This is a genomic window from Actinokineospora lacus (assembly GCF_053813445.1).
This window is the reverse complement of record NZ_JBQERA010000012.1, coordinates 54,819-71,243: the sequence shown is the minus strand read 5'-3', so window position 1 is coordinate 71,243 and position 16,425 is coordinate 54,819. Positions and strand designations below refer to the sequence as shown.

Annotated in this window: 11 protein-coding genes; 1 reads left to right on the top strand and 10 read right to left on the bottom strand. The window is 71.8% G+C overall.

Annotation, left to right across the window (positions count from 1 at the left end):
• Positions 1–54: 54 nt before the first annotated feature.
• From ACTG9Q_RS26320 to ACTG9Q_RS26275, 10 genes are all read right to left on the bottom strand, one after another.
• Complete coding sequence (locus ACTG9Q_RS26320) at positions 55–705, bottom strand: DUF6239 family natural product biosynthesis protein (RefSeq protein WP_455575590.1); 651 nt, start codon at positions 703–705, stop codon at positions 55–57.
• Between the two features lie 14 nt (positions 706–719).
• Positions 720–1,283: a hypothetical protein gene (locus ACTG9Q_RS26315; RefSeq protein WP_455575589.1), complete on the bottom strand. Its 564-nt coding sequence runs from the start codon at positions 1,281–1,283 to the stop codon at positions 720–722.
• A gap of 65 nt (positions 1,284–1,348) precedes the next feature.
• Positions 1,349–1,555: a hypothetical protein gene (locus ACTG9Q_RS26310; protein ID WP_455575588.1), complete on the bottom strand. Its 207-nt coding sequence runs from the start codon at positions 1,553–1,555 to the stop codon at positions 1,349–1,351.
• A 39-nt stretch (positions 1,556–1,594) separates the two neighbouring features.
• Entirely contained in the window at positions 1,595–3,232 is a 1,638-nt protein-coding gene (locus ACTG9Q_RS26305; RefSeq protein WP_455575587.1) for an FAD-dependent oxidoreductase, read from the bottom strand.
• The gene (locus tag ACTG9Q_RS26300) at positions 3,229–3,786 is read right to left on the bottom strand and encodes a DUF5987 family protein (RefSeq protein ID WP_455575586.1); all 558 of its coding nucleotides are present in this window, start codon (positions 3,784–3,786) and stop codon (positions 3,229–3,231) included. Before ACTG9Q_RS26300 ends, ACTG9Q_RS26305 begins: the two co-directional genes overlap by 4 nt.
• A 161-nt stretch (positions 3,787–3,947) precedes the next feature.
• A complete protein-coding gene (locus ACTG9Q_RS26295) occupies positions 3,948–5,309 on the bottom strand; it encodes a cytochrome P450 (RefSeq protein ID WP_455575584.1) in 1,362 nt (453 codons plus the stop codon).
• Entirely contained in the window at positions 5,306–6,307 is a 1,002-nt protein-coding gene (locus tag ACTG9Q_RS26290) for an enediyne biosynthesis protein (RefSeq protein WP_455575583.1), read from the bottom strand. The genes ACTG9Q_RS26295 and ACTG9Q_RS26290 overlap by 4 nt, the downstream gene beginning before the upstream one ends.
• Before the next feature lie 2 nt (positions 6,308–6,309).
• Entirely contained in the window at positions 6,310–8,250 is a 1,941-nt protein-coding gene (locus ACTG9Q_RS26285; RefSeq protein WP_455575582.1) for a CRTAC1 family protein, read from the bottom strand.
• Entirely contained in the window at positions 8,247–9,236 is a 990-nt protein-coding gene (locus tag ACTG9Q_RS26280) for a DUF1702 family protein (protein WP_455575581.1), read from the bottom strand. Before ACTG9Q_RS26280 ends, ACTG9Q_RS26285 begins: the two co-directional genes overlap by 4 nt.
• A gap of 14 nt (positions 9,237–9,250) precedes the next feature.
• Positions 9,251–10,249 carry a DUF1702 family protein gene (locus ACTG9Q_RS26275; RefSeq protein ID WP_455575580.1) on the bottom strand — a complete coding sequence of 333 codons (999 nt, stop codon included), beginning with the start codon at positions 10,247–10,249 and terminating at the stop codon, positions 9,251–9,253.
• A gap of 379 nt (positions 10,250–10,628) precedes the next feature.
• Here ACTG9Q_RS26275 and ACTG9Q_RS26270 point away from each other — a divergent pair, with 379 nt between their 5' ends.
• Positions 10,629–16,424: a type I polyketide synthase gene (locus ACTG9Q_RS26270; protein WP_455575579.1), complete on the top strand. Its 5,796-nt coding sequence runs from the start codon at positions 10,629–10,631 to the stop codon at positions 16,422–16,424.
• Position 16,425: the final 1 nt, after the last annotated feature.

Genomic DNA, 16,425 nt, shown 5'->3' with positions numbered 1-16,425 from the left:
ACTCCTGCGAACGTAGCGGCGTCACTCGATCGGGTGTTCTCCCAAACTGCGCACTTACGCGAGCACCGCGACCTCGGTCCCGGCGCCCACGAGCACGAAGCCCAGCGTGGCCGCCACCGTCAGCACCACGCCGCGCGCGGTGCGGTTCTCCGGCAGGGTCAGGGTCAGCCAGCCGAGCCCGGCGAAGGCGATGATCATTCCCGTGTGGAGGATCACCGTGCGCTCGGCGCCCGGCGGGGTGGACAGCCACGCGCGGGCGAAGACCCAGCCCGCGACCGCCGCGGTCGCCAGCAGGACGCCGGGAGCGGCCCTGCGCAGCAGCGGCGGCGGCTGCCGGTCGGCGAAGGCCAGGTAGACCGGGGCGGTGACGGCGGCCAGCGCCAGCACCGCGGCGATCGGCGGCAGGGCGAACCCGGTGGCCAGCAGCAGCTCCATGCTGACCGCGACCGCCGCGCTCACCGCGACGAACGCGGCGGTGCCCTTGCCCGGCGCGTCGAGGAAACCGCGCATCAGCGCGTAGCCCGCGACCGCGGGCAGGGCGGTCAGGACGGCGAGCTTCAGCACCAGCGGCCCGATGGAGATGGGCACCTCAAGGGTGTGCCCGTGGCCTTGGGCCAGTGCCGGGGTGGCGGTCCAGACGAGGAGGAAGCCGACAATGACGACAAGCCGCCCCAGCGCTGCGGCAGCGCTGCGACGGCTCGTCACGGTCGGGTCCACGCTCAGCCCACAGCCGCGGGAGTGCGCTTGTTCGGCGCGCAGGTGCACGCCACGATGTCGTCCAGCTTCGGCCGCCGGTGCAGCACCATGGCCACCACCATCGGGGCGAAGACGACGGCGTTGTAGAACAGGTGCAGCTCGACGCGGGGGAGCACCAGCTGCAGGATGCTCGTCGGCACCGCGCCGCCGAGCAGGTTCTGCCCGGTGAGCGCCTGCAGGAACAGCAGCAGGTGCTCGAAGTGGTGCCAGACCTGAATCCACAGTGCGAGCATCCACCAGGTCCGCGCCCGGCCGTGGAAGCCGTGGCGGAGCAGGACGAATCCGGTCAGCATGACGACGGCGTAGCCGTAGTGCATCACCTCGGACTTGACCAGCCATGGGAACCACAGGCCCAGCACACCGCCCGCCTGGGGGCGGGCCCAGCCGAGCGCGTAGATCTGCACGGCCTGGACGATGTGCTCGGCCCAGTGGGCCACCACGATCGCCAGGAATCCGTAGAGCGCCAGCCGGTGGTACTTGCTGTTGAGTGCCGCGACCGCGTTGCTGAGTTGCCGTGTGCGCGCCATCACCCCTGCCTTCCCGATCATGCCGATGGACCGCCCCGGCAGGGGCGGCCACGAAGATCTTGTCCTCACGCGACCCGCCGAGACAAGACGCGCGCGTGCTCTCTGGCCGAACGCGCCTGCGCCTTGGCCCATTCGGCCTCCGCGCCGCCGTCCTCGGCGATGTGGTCGAGCAGCTCGGCCTTGCGCTCGTACCAGGCCGCGACGACCGAGGGCGGGGCGTGCGCCCCCGGCTGCGCGAGCATCACCTGGGTGATCTCCTCGAGCCTGGACATAGCGCCCACCCCGCCTTGCGGTCATTCGAGCCGGTTACCTCACGCCCGCACCGGCGACAGGGCGGGGAACGTGCCCTTGGTCGGCAGCGGGGCGCCATAGGAGACATCGACGCCGCGCTCGCGCGCGGTCGCCACGATGCCGGGCATCGCGCGCTCGGCGAGCGCGGAGATGGTCAGCGCGGGGTTCACCGTGATGCCGCAGGGGACCGCGGAGCCGTCGGTGACGAAGATGCCGGGGTGCCCGCGCAGCTCGTGGCGGTCGTCCAGCGCCGAGGTCGCCGGGTCGTCGCCGATGCGGCACGACGAGAGCGGGTGCACCGTGTAGGCGCCGACCAGGTCGTTGGTCCAGGGCAGCACGGTGGCCAGGCCGTCGCGCTCCAGGATGTCGCGGACCTCGGCGTCGGCCTCGGCCCAGCCGCGCAGGGTGTTCTCCGTGGGTTCGTACTTCAGCGGCCCGGTGCCCAGCATGTTCTGGGAGATGCGGTGGGCGTTGCCGGTGGGCGGCGGCGGGCCGAAGACGCCCTCGTTGTCGTCCTCGGTCATCTGGAAGACCGTCATCCAGGACGACCACTTGGACAGCATCTCCCGCTTGGCCGGGCCGTACCAGGTCGGGCCGTCGGGCCCGGGGGCCTGGGCCAGGAAGGTGCCGAGGCCGATCGGGAAGTAGAGCTGCTCGAGGGAGAAGCGGCTGTACTCCGGCAGCGAGCCGTCGAGCTTGTCCCAGCTGGCCACGACCGGGCCCTTGCCGATCTGGTAGGCGTCGTAGGCGGGCTTGCCCGGCCCGCGGTCGATGCCCAGGACCTCGCGGACCTTGTCGTCGTTGATGACCGCGGTGCTCAGGCGCTCGCCGTTGCCGGAGAAGTAGCGGCCCACCGCGTACGGCATCGTGCCGAGCTCGGCCTCGGAGCGCTGCAGGATGCACGGCGTGGCGCCCGCGCCCGCGGCCAGAATGATGATCTTGGCCTCGATCTCGCCCGAGCCGGTGCTGACGCGGTAGTCGTCTTCGTCGATGGTGTTGAAGTGCACGCGGTAGTCGCCGTCGTCGGTGCGCGAGATGCGCTGCACCTCGTGCAGCGGGCGGATCTCCGCGCCGTGGGCGACCGCGCCGGGCAGGTAGTTGAACAGCAGCGACTGCTTGGCGTCGAAGCGGCAGCCCGCCATCATCCAGTTGCAGTTGGTGCACTTGGCCTTGTCGATGCCGACCGGCACCGGGTTGGCGGTGCGGCCCGCGTGGTTGCAGGCCGCGGCCCACAGCCCGCCCGCGTAGGTCACGTCGTCCCAGGTCTGCTGCTCCACCGGGAAGACGCTGGAGACCCGGTCGTACCACGGGTCCAGGGTGTCGCGGCTGATCGCGGCTGGCCACATGCGCCTGCCGATGCTGCCCTCGCGCTCGAAGACGAACCACGGCGCGCGGGGGAGCGCGGCGAAGTACACCACGCTGCCGCCGCCGACGCAGTTGCCGCCGAGGACGCTCATCCCGTCGCCGGAGACGAAGTCGAACACCTTGGTGTAGGAGGAGCCCAGCAGGTAGTCGTGGTCGAAGTCCTTGCCCTCCAACCACGGCCCGCGCTCCAGCACGGTCACCTTGGCCCCGCCCGCGGCGAGGTGGTAGGCGGCGATGGAGCCGCCGAATCCGCTGCCGACGACCAGGACGTCGGTCTTCTCGGTGGTGGTCACGCCGGGCTCCCGGAGGGGGTCGTGTTGGGGTGGGTCTTGGCCAGTTCGAGGCCGTAGCCGAACTCGGAGAACCGCCACAGGCCGTCGTCGTTGGGCTTGGCGAAGTTCAGGGTCACCAGGAGGGGGTGGCCCTCGGCGATCGCGTCCGCGGTGTGCTTGTGCGGGGCGGAGTCGAAGGCCATGTTGCAGAACAGCGCCAGCAGCACCCAGCCCGCCTTCTCCGGGTGCCCCGGCGTGGTCAGCCTGCCGACCAGGGCGTAGCGGTGCTGGTAGTCCAGGGCCACGAACGCGGGCACGTCGGTGTCCAGGGCCAGGCCCAGCTCGGCGGCGTAGTTCACCGCGTGCTGGTTGAGCATCGCGACCAACGAGGGCAGGCCCGCCTCGATGCCCGGCGCGGAGTGGTGCAGCACCTCGATCGCGCCCGCGGCGACCGCGCCCGGGCCCTCGACGATGCCCGCGATGGCGCGGTCGTCGGGCGAGCGTTTCTCCCCGGGCACGATGGTGTCCGCGTACGCCTCCAGCGTCAGCGTGTAGACCTGGTCGTCGGAGTCCACAGTGGTCCCTCCCTCGTCGCACCTTGAGTTCATCGTCGTCCCCCGGCGCGGTGCGGGGCATCTCTGGCTTTGCCCAGGTTCGGCACGGGAGAATATGTGTCCATAAAGGACGAAAGGCCCGCGGCGGGGGCCGCGGGCCTTTCGTGGGGGAGTGCGCCGTTTCAGCGGGCGTGGACCGTCATCGGCAGTCCGCCGCCCATGCGCAAGGAGAGCATCGGCTCCGGCACGGGCTTGTGGCCCGGCACCAGGTCCATCCGCAGCTCCCTGGCGAGCATGGCCATGACGAACGCCGCCTCCATCATCCCCAGGTGGTTGCCGACGCAGAAGCGCGGTCCGGCGCCGAAGGGGATGTAGGCGTAGCGGGGGCGATCGTGCGTCTTGTCCGGGTCGAAGCGCTCCGGGTCGAAGCGGTCCGGCTCGGGCCAGTACGCCGGGTGGCGGTGCAGGGTGTACGGGCACACCATCACGTCGGACTTGGCGGGCACGTGGTAGCCGCCCACCTCGTCGGCCTCGATGGAGTTGCGCGTCAGAATCCACACCGGCGGGTACAGCCGCATGGCTTCTTCCAGCACCATGGTCGTGTACTTGAGCCCGCGCAGGTCCTCCAGCGTCGGTGTCCGGTCGCCCAGCACCGAGACGGCCTCGTCGTGCAGCCGCTCGGCCACCTCCGGGTGCTGGCCCACCAGCCACGTCGCCCAGCCGACCGTGCTCGCCGTCGTCTCGTGCCCGGCCAGCAGCAGCGTGATCAGCTCATCGCGCATCCGCTGGGCGCCGACGCGGGGGTCGGCCTCCCTGGCGGTGGACTCGATCAGCCGGGAGATCACGTCGTCGGCCGGGTCGACCGGGTTCTCCTTGCGGAAGGCCACCAGCCGCTCGACGATGTCGAAGAGGTCCTTGCGCGCCTTGCGGAAGCGCCGCTGCTTGGGCAGCGGCACCCACTGCGGCACCAGTCCCATCGACTCCATCTCGAACATGGCCTGGTCCTGCACGGCCTCGAAGGAGTGCCCGGCCGACTCGAAGGCGCTGAGGTCGGCGTCGAGCAGGGTGCGCCCGAGGACACCCAGGGTGAACTCGGTCAGCTCGCCCAGCACGTCGATCGGCACTCCGCCCGAGCCTGCCGCCTTGAGCCGGGCGACGAGCTTGCCCGCCTCCTCGATGACGGTCTCGGACTGCGCGGAGATGCGTTTGTTGGTGAACACCGGCCGGATCGTCCTGCGCTGCTCTTTCCACAGCTCACCGTCGCTGGTGAGCAGCCCGTCGCCCAAGGCGCGCCGCGCCTCGACGTACCCGATGCCCTTGCGGTAGTTGGCCGCGTTGTCGGCGAGCACGTGCTTGGCGTGGTCGGGGTGGTTGAAGAAGTACAGCGTCTTGGGGCCGATGGCCACCCGGACCGCGTCGCCGTAGGTCGCCGCGGCGGTGGACATCAGGGTCAGGCGGTCGCCCGCCAGCTGCCGGAGCAGGCTGAACGTCGCGCTGCGCGGGGGACCGGGCGGGACGCGGCCCGGCGTGGCCATCGGGGTCATGCCGCCTTCCCCTCCACAGCCGGGGACGGCACGGCCTGGGCCGCGGGAGCGATCGGCACGGCCGGGGCCAGCTTCGCGCTCTTCTGCGCCAGGTGGATCGTCCAGTGGTACATGCCGCGCATGAGGCAGACCAGGGCGGTGGCGAGGAAGATGGTGTACGCGATGTGCGCGACCATCAGGATTCCGTACACCGCCGCCACACCGCCGCCGAAGGCCAGCTGCGCCGCGGGCTTGGACGGGGTGGTGCCCGGGTCGCTGATCATGTAGTTCGTGAACAGGATGAACGCGACACCGGTCATCATGCCCAGCGCGGCGGCGATCGAGGTGTCGAAGAAGACACCGCGCAGGATCGCCTGCAGGGCGAACCCGCCCACCCAGCCCGCGATCAGCCACATCCGGCCGGTCAGCTTGCCGTTGATCATCGTGCCGCCGATGATGACCAGACCCGGGATGATCCAGTCGGCCCACCCGTACAGGTTCTCGGTGAAGTGGTACGGCGGGGCGATGCTGCCCCAGGGGAACAGCAGCAGGATCACGACGATGCCGAAGTTGGACGGGTTCATGTAGTGCCGGACCCGGCCCTTGATCGGGACCCGCAGGACCCACTTCGTGCCCACGGCCACCGCGACGCCGAAGATCAGCACCCAGAACTGGTCGTTGACGTAGATCAGCATGTTCACCGCGAGGCTGGTGATGTGCGCGGGGAACAGGAACTGCATCAGGCCCTTGGCCCCGCCGCCCTGGTAGCGCGGCGCGCGGCCCTCGACCTTGGCGCCGATCTTCTCCAGGACCAGTTCCACGGTGTAGCCGGTGGCCAGCGCGGCGAGGGGCCACAGCCACGGCTGCTCGAAGCCGAGGAAGATGTACCCGGCGATGTTGAACACGGTGATCGACATGGCGAAGTTGCGCAGCGCCATCATGACCTTGGGGTCGTGGCGCGGGCCTCCGCCCGGCTTGCCTCCGGCGGTCTTGGCGTCCGCCTGCTTGGTGTCGGACATTCTCACTTCTCCTTCGCCTGGGCGTCCAGCACCAGGTCATGCGTGCCCGGGGTCAACTGCAGGTCCTGCGTGCGCACCTGGCCGGAGCGGTCGCGCCAGGTCAGGCTCACCGCGACCGGGCCGCTCTGCTCGCCCAGTCCGAAGTGGACCTCGTTGCTGCGCTTGCCGGAGTGCCCGCCGCCGCCGTCGACCCGGCTGACCTGGGTCTTGCCGTCAGCGGTGGTGATCCTGACCTGCGCGCCGATCACCGCGGAGCCCGCGCCGCGGGCGCTGCCCTCGGTGACGCCGGACTCGTGGGTCAGGCGCAGGTTCAGGTACTCACCGGCGTTCGCGGCCTCGTTGCAGTAGAAGACCGGCTGGTCCCACTGCCGTGCCACGGCGAGGTCGAGGCGGCCGTCACCGTCGGTGTCGGCGGTGGCCAGGCCACGGGTCGGCACCGGCACGTCCAGGCCGAGCGCGCCCGCGATGTTGGTGTAGCTGCCATCGGTGTTGGGCACCCAGTAGTGCAGGCGCTGGTTGCCGCCGACGTCGTCGCCGAGGGTGACGTTCGGCCACGCCTCGGGGTGCTGCAGCAGGGTGTCGTTGGCCGAGGCCAGTTCCTGCAGCTGCGGCCAGCGGTTGGTCTCGCCGCGGACGAACCCGGTGGCCTGCACGATGGCCAGGCTGCCGGTGTTGTTGAAGTCACCGGTCTTGACGTCCCAGCCCCAGCCCGACCACGCGGTGCGCATCGGGCCGCTCTCGTCGGTGAAGGGCGCGTCGCCGTCGAGCAGCTTCTCCCGCAGCTCGGCGGGGGAGTCGGCGTCGGCGAGGTAGTGGAAGTTCGACTCCTCGATGCCCCACGACGTCGTGATGTTGCTGACGAAGAAGTCGGTGACACCGTTGCCGTCGAGGTCGCCGAAGTCGACGCCCATGCCCTTGAAGGAGTCGTGGCCGAGCTGCTTGGACTTCGGCACGACCGGCGAGCGGCCGTCGATGACCTGCTCGAACTTCAGGTTGCCCGGCGTGGACCGGTTGTGCAGCAGGTGGTCGGTGCCGAAGTCGTTGCCGAGGTAGAGCTCGGGCAGGCTGTCGCCGTCGAGGTCGGCGGAGGCCGCGGAGAGCTCCCAGCCCTTGGAGACGTCCACCGGCAGCACGTTGTCCACCATGCGGAAGGACGCCGAGGGCCCGGTGGAGAGGAAGAAGTAGTCCTCGCCGCCGTTGAAGCCGCGCGACATCGAGTCGTTCATCTCCACGCCGCCGCTGACGTTCGGGTTCAGCACCGGCCCGTGCGGGAAGTAGTTGGTGATGAGGATGTCGTAGTGGCCGTCACCGTCGAAGTCCTCGTAGGTCACCGCGTTGCTGTTCCACTGCGGACCGTTGTAGTCACCCGGGTAGTTCGCCGGGAGCAGCTCGGTCGGGGTGAAGGCGCTCGCGGTCAGGCCCTCGGCGTCGTCCTTGGCGAGGAACATGATCGGCGTGCGGCCCCAGTAGTAGACCAGCAGGTCCGTGCGGCCGTCCTCGTTGTAGTCACCGGGGAGGCAGCCCATCGGGGCGATGTAGGGGTTCATCGCCAGCGGGGACTCGTTGAGCGCGAACGGCGCGTACCTGGCGCCGTTCTTGTCCGGCGCGGGCGTCACGATCGTCTGGTCCGTGCGGACGTCGACGAGGCACAGGTCGTTGGGCAGACCGTCGCCGTCGAGGTCGTTGAGGGCCACCGCGGCGCCGACCGAGGAGATCCAGGCGTCGATGTGCTTGTAGTCCTTGTTGACCTTGCGGATCTCCTGGTGCTTCGCCCCGTTGGGCAACGAGATCGACATGGGGGTGAACTTCTGTCCCGCCGCCAGCCTGCTCAGGTCCTCGGCCGAGGACGAGGGCAGGCGGGCGACCATGAACAGCCCGGCCATCAGGACCAGGGCCAGTATCCCGGGTAGCTGCCTACGCAGCCATCCGCCCGTCGTGCTCATCGACTGACACCTCCAAGGTGGACGAACTCGTTGGCGATCCGCCGCCGCCAGATCTCGAATGTGGGCAAGCCGTCGGTGACCGGTGCGTCGCCGAGGTCGGCCTTGATGTCAAGGCAGACCTTGGCGGCCTCGTCGGGGGTCATGTCGCAGAAGACCCGCGCGGTCAGTTCGGTGTGCGGCACGACAAGGCCGCCGCGCACCCGCGCCTCGGTGGCGAAGGCCGAACCCTGGGCGAGCGACGGGCGGTGCGGTCCCGCCAGGTCGGCGAACTTGACCAGCTCGTCCTCGTCACCGCCGCAGGCGTAGCTGGCGGCCAGGCCGGACCCGGCCCAGAGGTCGGCGTGCCGGTCCTCGGGGAAGGCGCGGATCAGCCCGGCCACGATCTCGGGGTCGGTGCCCCCGATGAACCACATCGCCCGACCGATGCCCTGGTCGATGACGTTGTTGGCGTACCCGGTCGGGTCCTCGCCCGGCCACGGGAAGTTCGGCTCCCGGTACTGGCCGTGGACGTACTTCGCCGTCTTGAAGTACGCCTGGTGGAAGCCGTAGCCGTCGAGCACGAGCCAGCGCAGCAGCGGGTCGTACTTGTCGGCCTTGGGCCAGGCGAACCGGGGCAGCCGGGCCATCGCCCAGCCGATCCCGACCAGGACCAGGTAGTTGTGCGGCTCGCCGGGGCCTGCCAGGAACTCGTCGTTGTTGCTCGACTTGCCCAGCGGCAGACCGTCGCGCACGCCGAAGCCCATGCCCGCGCCCTCGTAGGCGAACCCGCGGAAGCGCGGCGGCAGCTGGTCGAGCCGGTCGGCGCACTCCTCGACGGTCTTGGCCTCGGCGGCGTAGGCGTAGCCCTCCAGGAACATCTTGCCGACCGTCTCAAGCAGTTCCTGGGCGGCTGGGCTCTTCTTGTGAAATCCCCGCACGTCGAGTGACGTCTCGGAGACGTCGGGGGTCAGGATGCGGCGCCGCAGCGCGCGCCAACGCGTGCCCAAGGCGGTTTCTCCCCTCACGGTTGAACCGGGTGCCGGGCGGGCGCCTCGGCGAGTCGCGCGCGGATCGCCGCGCGCCACATCTCGTAGGCGGGCTCGCCCGCCGGGCCGCCAGCGTGGGTCTCGGTGCTGTCGGCGATCTCGATGGCCTCCGCGAGGGTCAGCCCGGTCAGCTCCGCCAGCGCGAGCAGCGAGTGCTCGGGCAGGTGGCCGCTGTGGTGGCGGGCCTTGGTCGCGAAGACCACGCCCAGCGCCAGCTCGTCCCAGTGCGCGCCGGACTCCGCGCGCAGCCAGGCCAGGTCCTCGGCGTCGGCGCCGCCCGCGAACGTCGCGGCCAGGCCGACCCCGCTCCACAGGTCGGCGTGCCGGTCGGTGTCGAAGGCGGCCAGCGCCTTGGCGACCTCGGCGGGGCGCGCGCCGTTGATGAACCACAGCGCCCGCCCGACGCCCTGGTCGAACGCGCGGGCGAAGTAGCCCGGCGAGCCCTCCCAGTTGTACGGCTTGGGCCTGCGCTGCCGCTCGACCCACTGGCGGGTGTGGAAGTACGCCTTGTCGAAGCCGTAGCCGTCCACCGCCAGCCAGCTCATGGTCGGGTGGAACGGCGAGCCGGTCAGGTCCGGCAGCGCCTTGGGCCAGACCGCCCTCGGCAGCCGGGCCAGGGCGAACCCCACCCCGATGTAGGTCAGGAAGATGTGCGGGTGGCCGGGGCCCAGCAGCAGCGAACGGGCCCGCCCCCCCTTGCCCGGCATGACGTCGCGCACGACCGCGGCCATCGCCGCGCCCTCGTAGGCGAAGCCGCGCTGGGCGGGCTCGACCAGCTCGAGGCGCCGCTCCAGCTCCCACTCGTCGCGGGCCTCGACGCCCCATTCGAAACCGCACACCACTGCCTGCGGAATCGCCTCGAGCTGGGCCGCCGCGGGGGAGTCCGCACCGGGAAATCCCCGGCCGGAAAACGTCACCTCGCGTAGTTTCGGCGCCAGCGCCAGCTTGCGCAGTGCACCGAGAATTCCAGGCATGTGCCACCCCGCTTTCTGTAGGCCAATGGTCCGGGTGTGCTTAACGGGAACGCATCTCCGGTATTGCCGGGGCGACTTCACGAACACCAGGTGACCTGGTCCCATACGCGGTGGCGGCACGGAAAGAGAGGGTTTCTCTTGAACTGCCCTGTGGCAGCGCGGACACCGGCGGTGATGCCCCGGCACGTCAAGAGAAGACAAATAACCAGGTGGTCAGCCAGTCTGAACGTCAGCACCGCCCGCGAATGATGACGACCAGCGCGGACGCGGGGCGTCCGAATGCGCCCGTCGGCACAGGCGGGCAGGGGAATTCGGCGTTCGGTCGAAGGAGTCGAATGAACACCAAACGGGTCGAAGTCGGTCCAGAGGCGGTGAAGGTATGAGCAGGGAACGGATCGCGATTGTCGGTATCGGCCTTCGCTATCCCGATGCGGGTTCGACCAGGGAGTTCTGGGAGAACGTGCTTTCCGGGCGGCGTGCGTTCCGGCGGCTGCCGGACGTCCGTATGAACCACGCGGACTACTACTCCCCGGACCCACACGCGCCAGACCGGTTCTACTCCGGCAAGGCCGCGGTGCTGCGGGACTTCGAGTTCGACCGGCTGCGGTTCAAGGTCGCGGGCAGCACGTTCCGCTCGACCGACCTGACCCACTGGCTGGCACTCGACGTGGCCACCCAGGCCCTGGCCGACGCGGGCTTCGCCGAGGCGGAGGGACTGCCGAAGCACAGCACGGGCGTGGTGATCGGCAACAGCCTCACCGGTGAGTTCTCCCGCGCCAACATCATGCGGGTGCGCTGGCCCTACGTGCGGCGCACGGTCGCGGCGACCCTGGCCGAGAAGGGCTGGGACGAGGACGAGACCGCCGCCTTCCTGCGGGACCTGGAGGTCCAGTACAAGGCGCCGTTCCCGGCCTTCGACGAGGACACCCTCGCGGGCGGGCTGGCCAACACCATCGCGGGCCGGGTCTGCAACCACTACGACCTCGGCGGCGGCGGGTACACCGTCGACGGCGCGTGCTCATCGTCGCTGCTGGCGGTCGCCACCGCGAGCAAGGCGCTCTCCGACGGCGACCTCGACGTCGCCATCGCGGGCGGCGTCGACCTCTCGATCGACCCGTTCGAGGTGATCGGCTTCGCCAAGACCGGCGCGCTGGCCACCGGCGAGATGAAGGTCTACGACCGCGACTCCAACGGCTTCTGGCCCGGCGAGGGCTCGGGCATGGTCGTGCTGATGCGCGAGTCCGACGCCATCGAGCGCGGCTGCCGCATCTACGCCTGCGTCTCCGGCTGGGGCATCTCCTCCGACGGCAAGGGCGGCATCACCCGCCCGGCCGCCGCGGGCCACCGCCTCGCCCTGGAGCGGGCGTACAAGCTCGCGGGCTACGGCGTGGAGACGGTGTCCTACTTCGAGGGCCACGGCACCGGCACCGCGGTCGGCGACGCCACCGAGCTGGAGGCGCTCTCCGGGGCCCGCCGCGACGCCGACCCCAGCGCCCGCAAGGCCGCGCTGGGCACCGTCAAGGGCAACATCGGCCACACCAAGGCCGCCGCGGGCGTCGCCGGTCTGATCAAGGCGACCCTGGCGGTCTACAACCAGGTCATCCCGCCGGGCACCGGCCAGAAGGCCGCGCACCCGCTGCTGACCGCCGACGACGCCACGATGTACGTGCCCACCGAGGCGGTGGCGTGGCCCGAGGACATCCCGGCCCGCGCGGGCGTCTCGGCCATGGGCTTCGGCGGCATCAACACCCACATCGCCATCGAGCAGGCCGCGGGCGAGGCCCGCCGCACCGAGCTGCCCCGCCGGGTGACCACCATGGTCGCCGGGCGCCAGGACGCCGAGGTGCTGCTCTTCGACGGCCGCGACATCACCGAGCTGGCCGGGCACGTGACCCGGGTCGCCGGGTACGCGGCCAAGCTGAGCTACGCCGAGCTGACCGACCTCGCGGGCGGCCTGGCCGCCGAGCTGGGCGGGCACCGGGTCCGCGCCGCGGTCGTGGTGTCCTCGCCCGAGGAGGCCGACCGCAAGCTCGCCTCGCTGCTGGCCTCGATCGAGGCGGAGGAGACCGAGGTCTTCGCCCCGGCCGAGGGCATCTTCCTCGCCTCCCGCACCGGCAACCCGCGGCTGGCCTTCCTGTTCCCCGGCCAGGGCTCCGGGCGCGGCGCCGTCGGCGCGATCCGCCGCCGCTTCGCCGCCGCCGAGGAGGTCTTCGCCGCGGGCAACCTGCAGGTCGGCGGGGACCAGGTCGCCACCGAGGTGGCCCAGCCGCGCATCGTCACCGGCTCGCTGGCCGGCGTGCGGGTGCTCTCCTCGCTGGGCATCGAGGCCGACATCGCCACCGGGCACAGCCTCGGCGAGCTGACCGCGCTGGCCTGGGCGGGCGCCATGGACGGCGCCGCGCTGCAGAAGCTGGCCCGGCTGCGCGGCCAGGTCATGGCCAACGCCAGCCAGGGCGGCGGGACGATGGCCAGCGTCTCGGCCGACCCGGACACCACCCGCAGGCTGATCGCCAAGCACGAGGTGGTCATCGCCGGGTACAACAGCCCGGAGCAGACCGTCATCTCCGGCGCCGAGGCCGAGGTCGACGCGGTGGTCGCCAAGGCGGGCAGCATGGGGGTGCAGGCCGCGCGCATCCGCGTCTCGCACGCCTTCCACTCGCCGCTGGTCAAGCCCGCCGCCGACGGCATGGCCGGGCACCTGGCGGACTGGCCCTTCCAGGCCCCGACCCGCACGGTCGCGTCCTCGGTGACCGGCGAGGTCCTCGACCCCGCCGCCGACCTGCGCTCGCTGCTGGTCGACCAGGTGCTCGAGCCGGTCCGGTTCACCGAGTCGGCCACCGTGGCCGCCGAGGGCGCCGACCTGGTGCTGGAGGTCGGGCCCGGCCGGGTGCTGACCGGGCTGCTGGCCGCGATCGCGCCGAAGGCCAGGGTCCTCGCCCTGGACACCGACAGCGCCTCGCTCTCGCCGCTGCTCACCGCCGTCGCCGCGGCCTTCGCCCTCGGCGCGCCGGTCGACACCGCGGCGCTGTTCGCGGGCCGCCTGGTCCGGCCGCTGCCGGTGGACGGGGAGATGACCTTCCTGGCCAGCCCGTGCGAGGCCGCGCCGGAGCTGGGCGCGACGCTGGCCGACACCGCCAACGCCCAGACCGCCGAGGCGGAGAGCACGACGGGCGCAGGCGCGGCTGGGGAGTCCACACTGGACCTGCTGCGGCGACTGGCCGCCGAGCGGGTCGAGCTGCCCCTGGACAGCGTCACCGCCGAGACCTACCCGCTGGACGACCTGCACCTGAGCTCCATCGCGGTCGGCCAGATCATCAACGACGTCACCCGCGAGCTGGGCATCCCGACCCTGGGCGCCACGGCGAACTTCGCCACGGTCAGCCTGGGCGAGCTGGCCGGGCTGATCGACGACCTGGCCGCCACCGCCCGCGACGGCGACGGCGGCGGGGACGAGGTCACCGGAGTGGACGCCTGGGTGCGGCCCTTCGCCGTGGAGTACGTCCCCGAGACCGGGGTGCTCACCGGCGTCAGCCGCGGCGGCGCCGCGGGCACGTGGACGACCTACGGCCCGGCGGGGCACCCGCTGGCCGAGCCGCTGCGCGCCGCCCTGGAGGGCGCGGGCGTCGGCGACGGCGTGCTGCTGGTCCTGCCCGAGAGCGGCGAGGAGCACATCGAGGCGTTCCTGGCCGCGGGCAAGGCGGCCATCGCCGGACCCGATGGCACCCGCTTCGTGGTGGTGCAGGAGCGCCTCGGCGCCTCCGGCCTGGCCCGCACGCTGCACCTGGAGACCCCGTCGGTGCCGACGACGGTGATCACGCTGCCCTCGGTGGACTCCGCCGAGGCCGTGCCCGCCACCATCGCCAGGGTCATCGGCGACGTCACGGCCACCACGGACTTCTCCGAGGTGCGCTACGACGCCGACGGCACCCGCACGGTGCCGGTGCTGCGCCCGGTGGTGCCCGCGGCGGACGCCCCGACCGGGTCCCCGCTGGACAGCTCCGACGTGCTGCTGGTGACCGGCGGCGGCAAGGGCATCACCGCCGAGTGCGCCCTGGCCATGGCCCAGGACTCCGGCGCGGCACTGGCCCTGATGGGCCGCGCCAACCCGGCGAACGACACCGAGCTGTCGGACAACCTGGCCCGGATGCGGGCGGCGGGCGTGCGCTTCCAGTACGCCGCGGCCGACGTGACCGACCCGGCCAAGGTCGCCGCGGCGGTGGCCACGCTGGAGGCCGAGCTGGGCCCGGTGACCGCGGTCCTGCACGGCGCGGGCCGCAACGAGCCCACCTCGCTGGCCAACCTGGGCGCCGAGCAGTTCGCCCAGACCCTGGCGCCGAAGATCGACGGCCTGCGCGCGGTGCTCGACGCCGTGGACGCCGACCGGATCAAGCTGCTGATCACCTTCGGCAGCATCATCGGCCGGGCCGGTCTGCGCGGTGAGGCGCACTACTCCACCGCCAACGACTGGATGTCCGAGCTGACCGTGCGCTTCGGCGAGGAGCACCCCGACGCGCGGGTGCTGGCGCTGGAGTGGTCGGTCTGGTCGGGCGCGGGCATGGGCGAGAAGCTGGGCGTGGTCGAGGCCCTCATGCGCGAGGGCATCACCCCGATCTCGACGGAGAACGGCATCGCCGTGCTGCGCTCGGTGCTCGCCGACCCGAGCGTCGGGCCGGTCCTGGTGGTCAGCGGCCGCTCCGGCGAGCTGCCCACGGTGACCATCCGCCGTCCCGAGCTGCCGCTGACGCGGTTCGTCGACCAGGTGCTCATCCACTACCCCGAGGTCGAGCTGGTCACCGAGGCCGACCTGGCCGCGGGCAGCGACCCGTACCTGGAGGACCACCTCCTCGACGGCGACCTGCTGCTGCCCGCCGTGCTGGGCATGGAGGCCATGACCCAGACCGCGGCGGCGGCCACCGGCCGCGACGGCGTGCCGACGCTGGAGAACGTGGAGTTCCTGCGGCCGATCGTGGTCCGCCCCGGCGGCTCCACCAAGATCCGCATCGCCGCGCTCGTCCGCGACGCCGACACCGTCGACGTGGTCCTGCGCAGCGCCGAGACCGGCTTCTCCGCCGACCACTTCCGGGCCACGCTGCGCCAGCCGCGGCCGTCCGTGGTGGACAACGGCGGGCCGGACCTGCCCGAGCTGCCCGTGGTCCCGCTCGACCCGGGCAGCGAGCTCTACGGCGGGGTCATGTTCCAGGGCAAGCGGTTCCAGCGGGTGCTGAGCTACCGCAAGGCGAGCGCGCGGCAGGCTGTCGCCGAGCTGGCCACCAGCACCCCGGCGCCGTGGTTCGCGGCGTTCATCTCCCAGGAGCTGCTGCTGGCCGACCCGGGCACCCGCGACGCGGTCATGCACGCCATCCAGTGCTGTGTCCCGGACGGAACCCTGCTCCCGCAGGGCATCGAGCGGCTGCACCTGTCCGAGCGGCGCGACCAGGACACCCCGTACGTGGTCATGGACGCCCGTGAGCGCTTCCAGGACGGCGACAGCTACACCTACGACGTCGACGTCCGCACCCCGGACGGGCGCCTGGTGGAGCGCTGGGAGGGCCTGGTGCTGCGGTCGGTCCGCAGCCGCAACGGCGCGGGCCCCTGGGTGCCGCCGCTGCTGGGCTCCTACCTGGAGCGCTCGCTGGAGAAGGTCCTCGGCGGCACCCGCACGGTCGTCGTCGAGCCGGACCCGGCCAGTGGCGGGGACCGGCGGGCGCAGACCGAGCTGGCCGCCAGCCGGGCGCTGGGCCGGGCCGCGAACGTGCGGCACCGCCCCGACGGCAAGCCCGAGGTCGACGGCGCGTCGATCAGCGCGTCGCACGGCGCGGGCGTCACCCTCGTGGTGACCGGCAACGAGAAGCTGGGCTGCGACATCGAGACCGTCGCGGCGCGGGACGAGCAGGACTGGGCCGGATTGCTGGGCGCGGCCCCGCTGGCCGTGCGCGACCTGGTGGCCGCCGAGACCGGCGACTCAGCCGACCTCGCCGGAACCCGGGTGTGGACGGCGCTGGAGTGCCTGCGCAAGGTGGGGGAGACCACCCAGGCCCTCACCCTGGAGCGGGTCGACGCGGACGGCTGGGTGCTGCTGTCCGCGGGCAGCACCCGGATCGCCACCTGGGTGACCACTCTCAATGACCGGACCGAGCCCGTGGTCTTCGCGGTCCTCGCCGGAGAGGAGCGCTAGC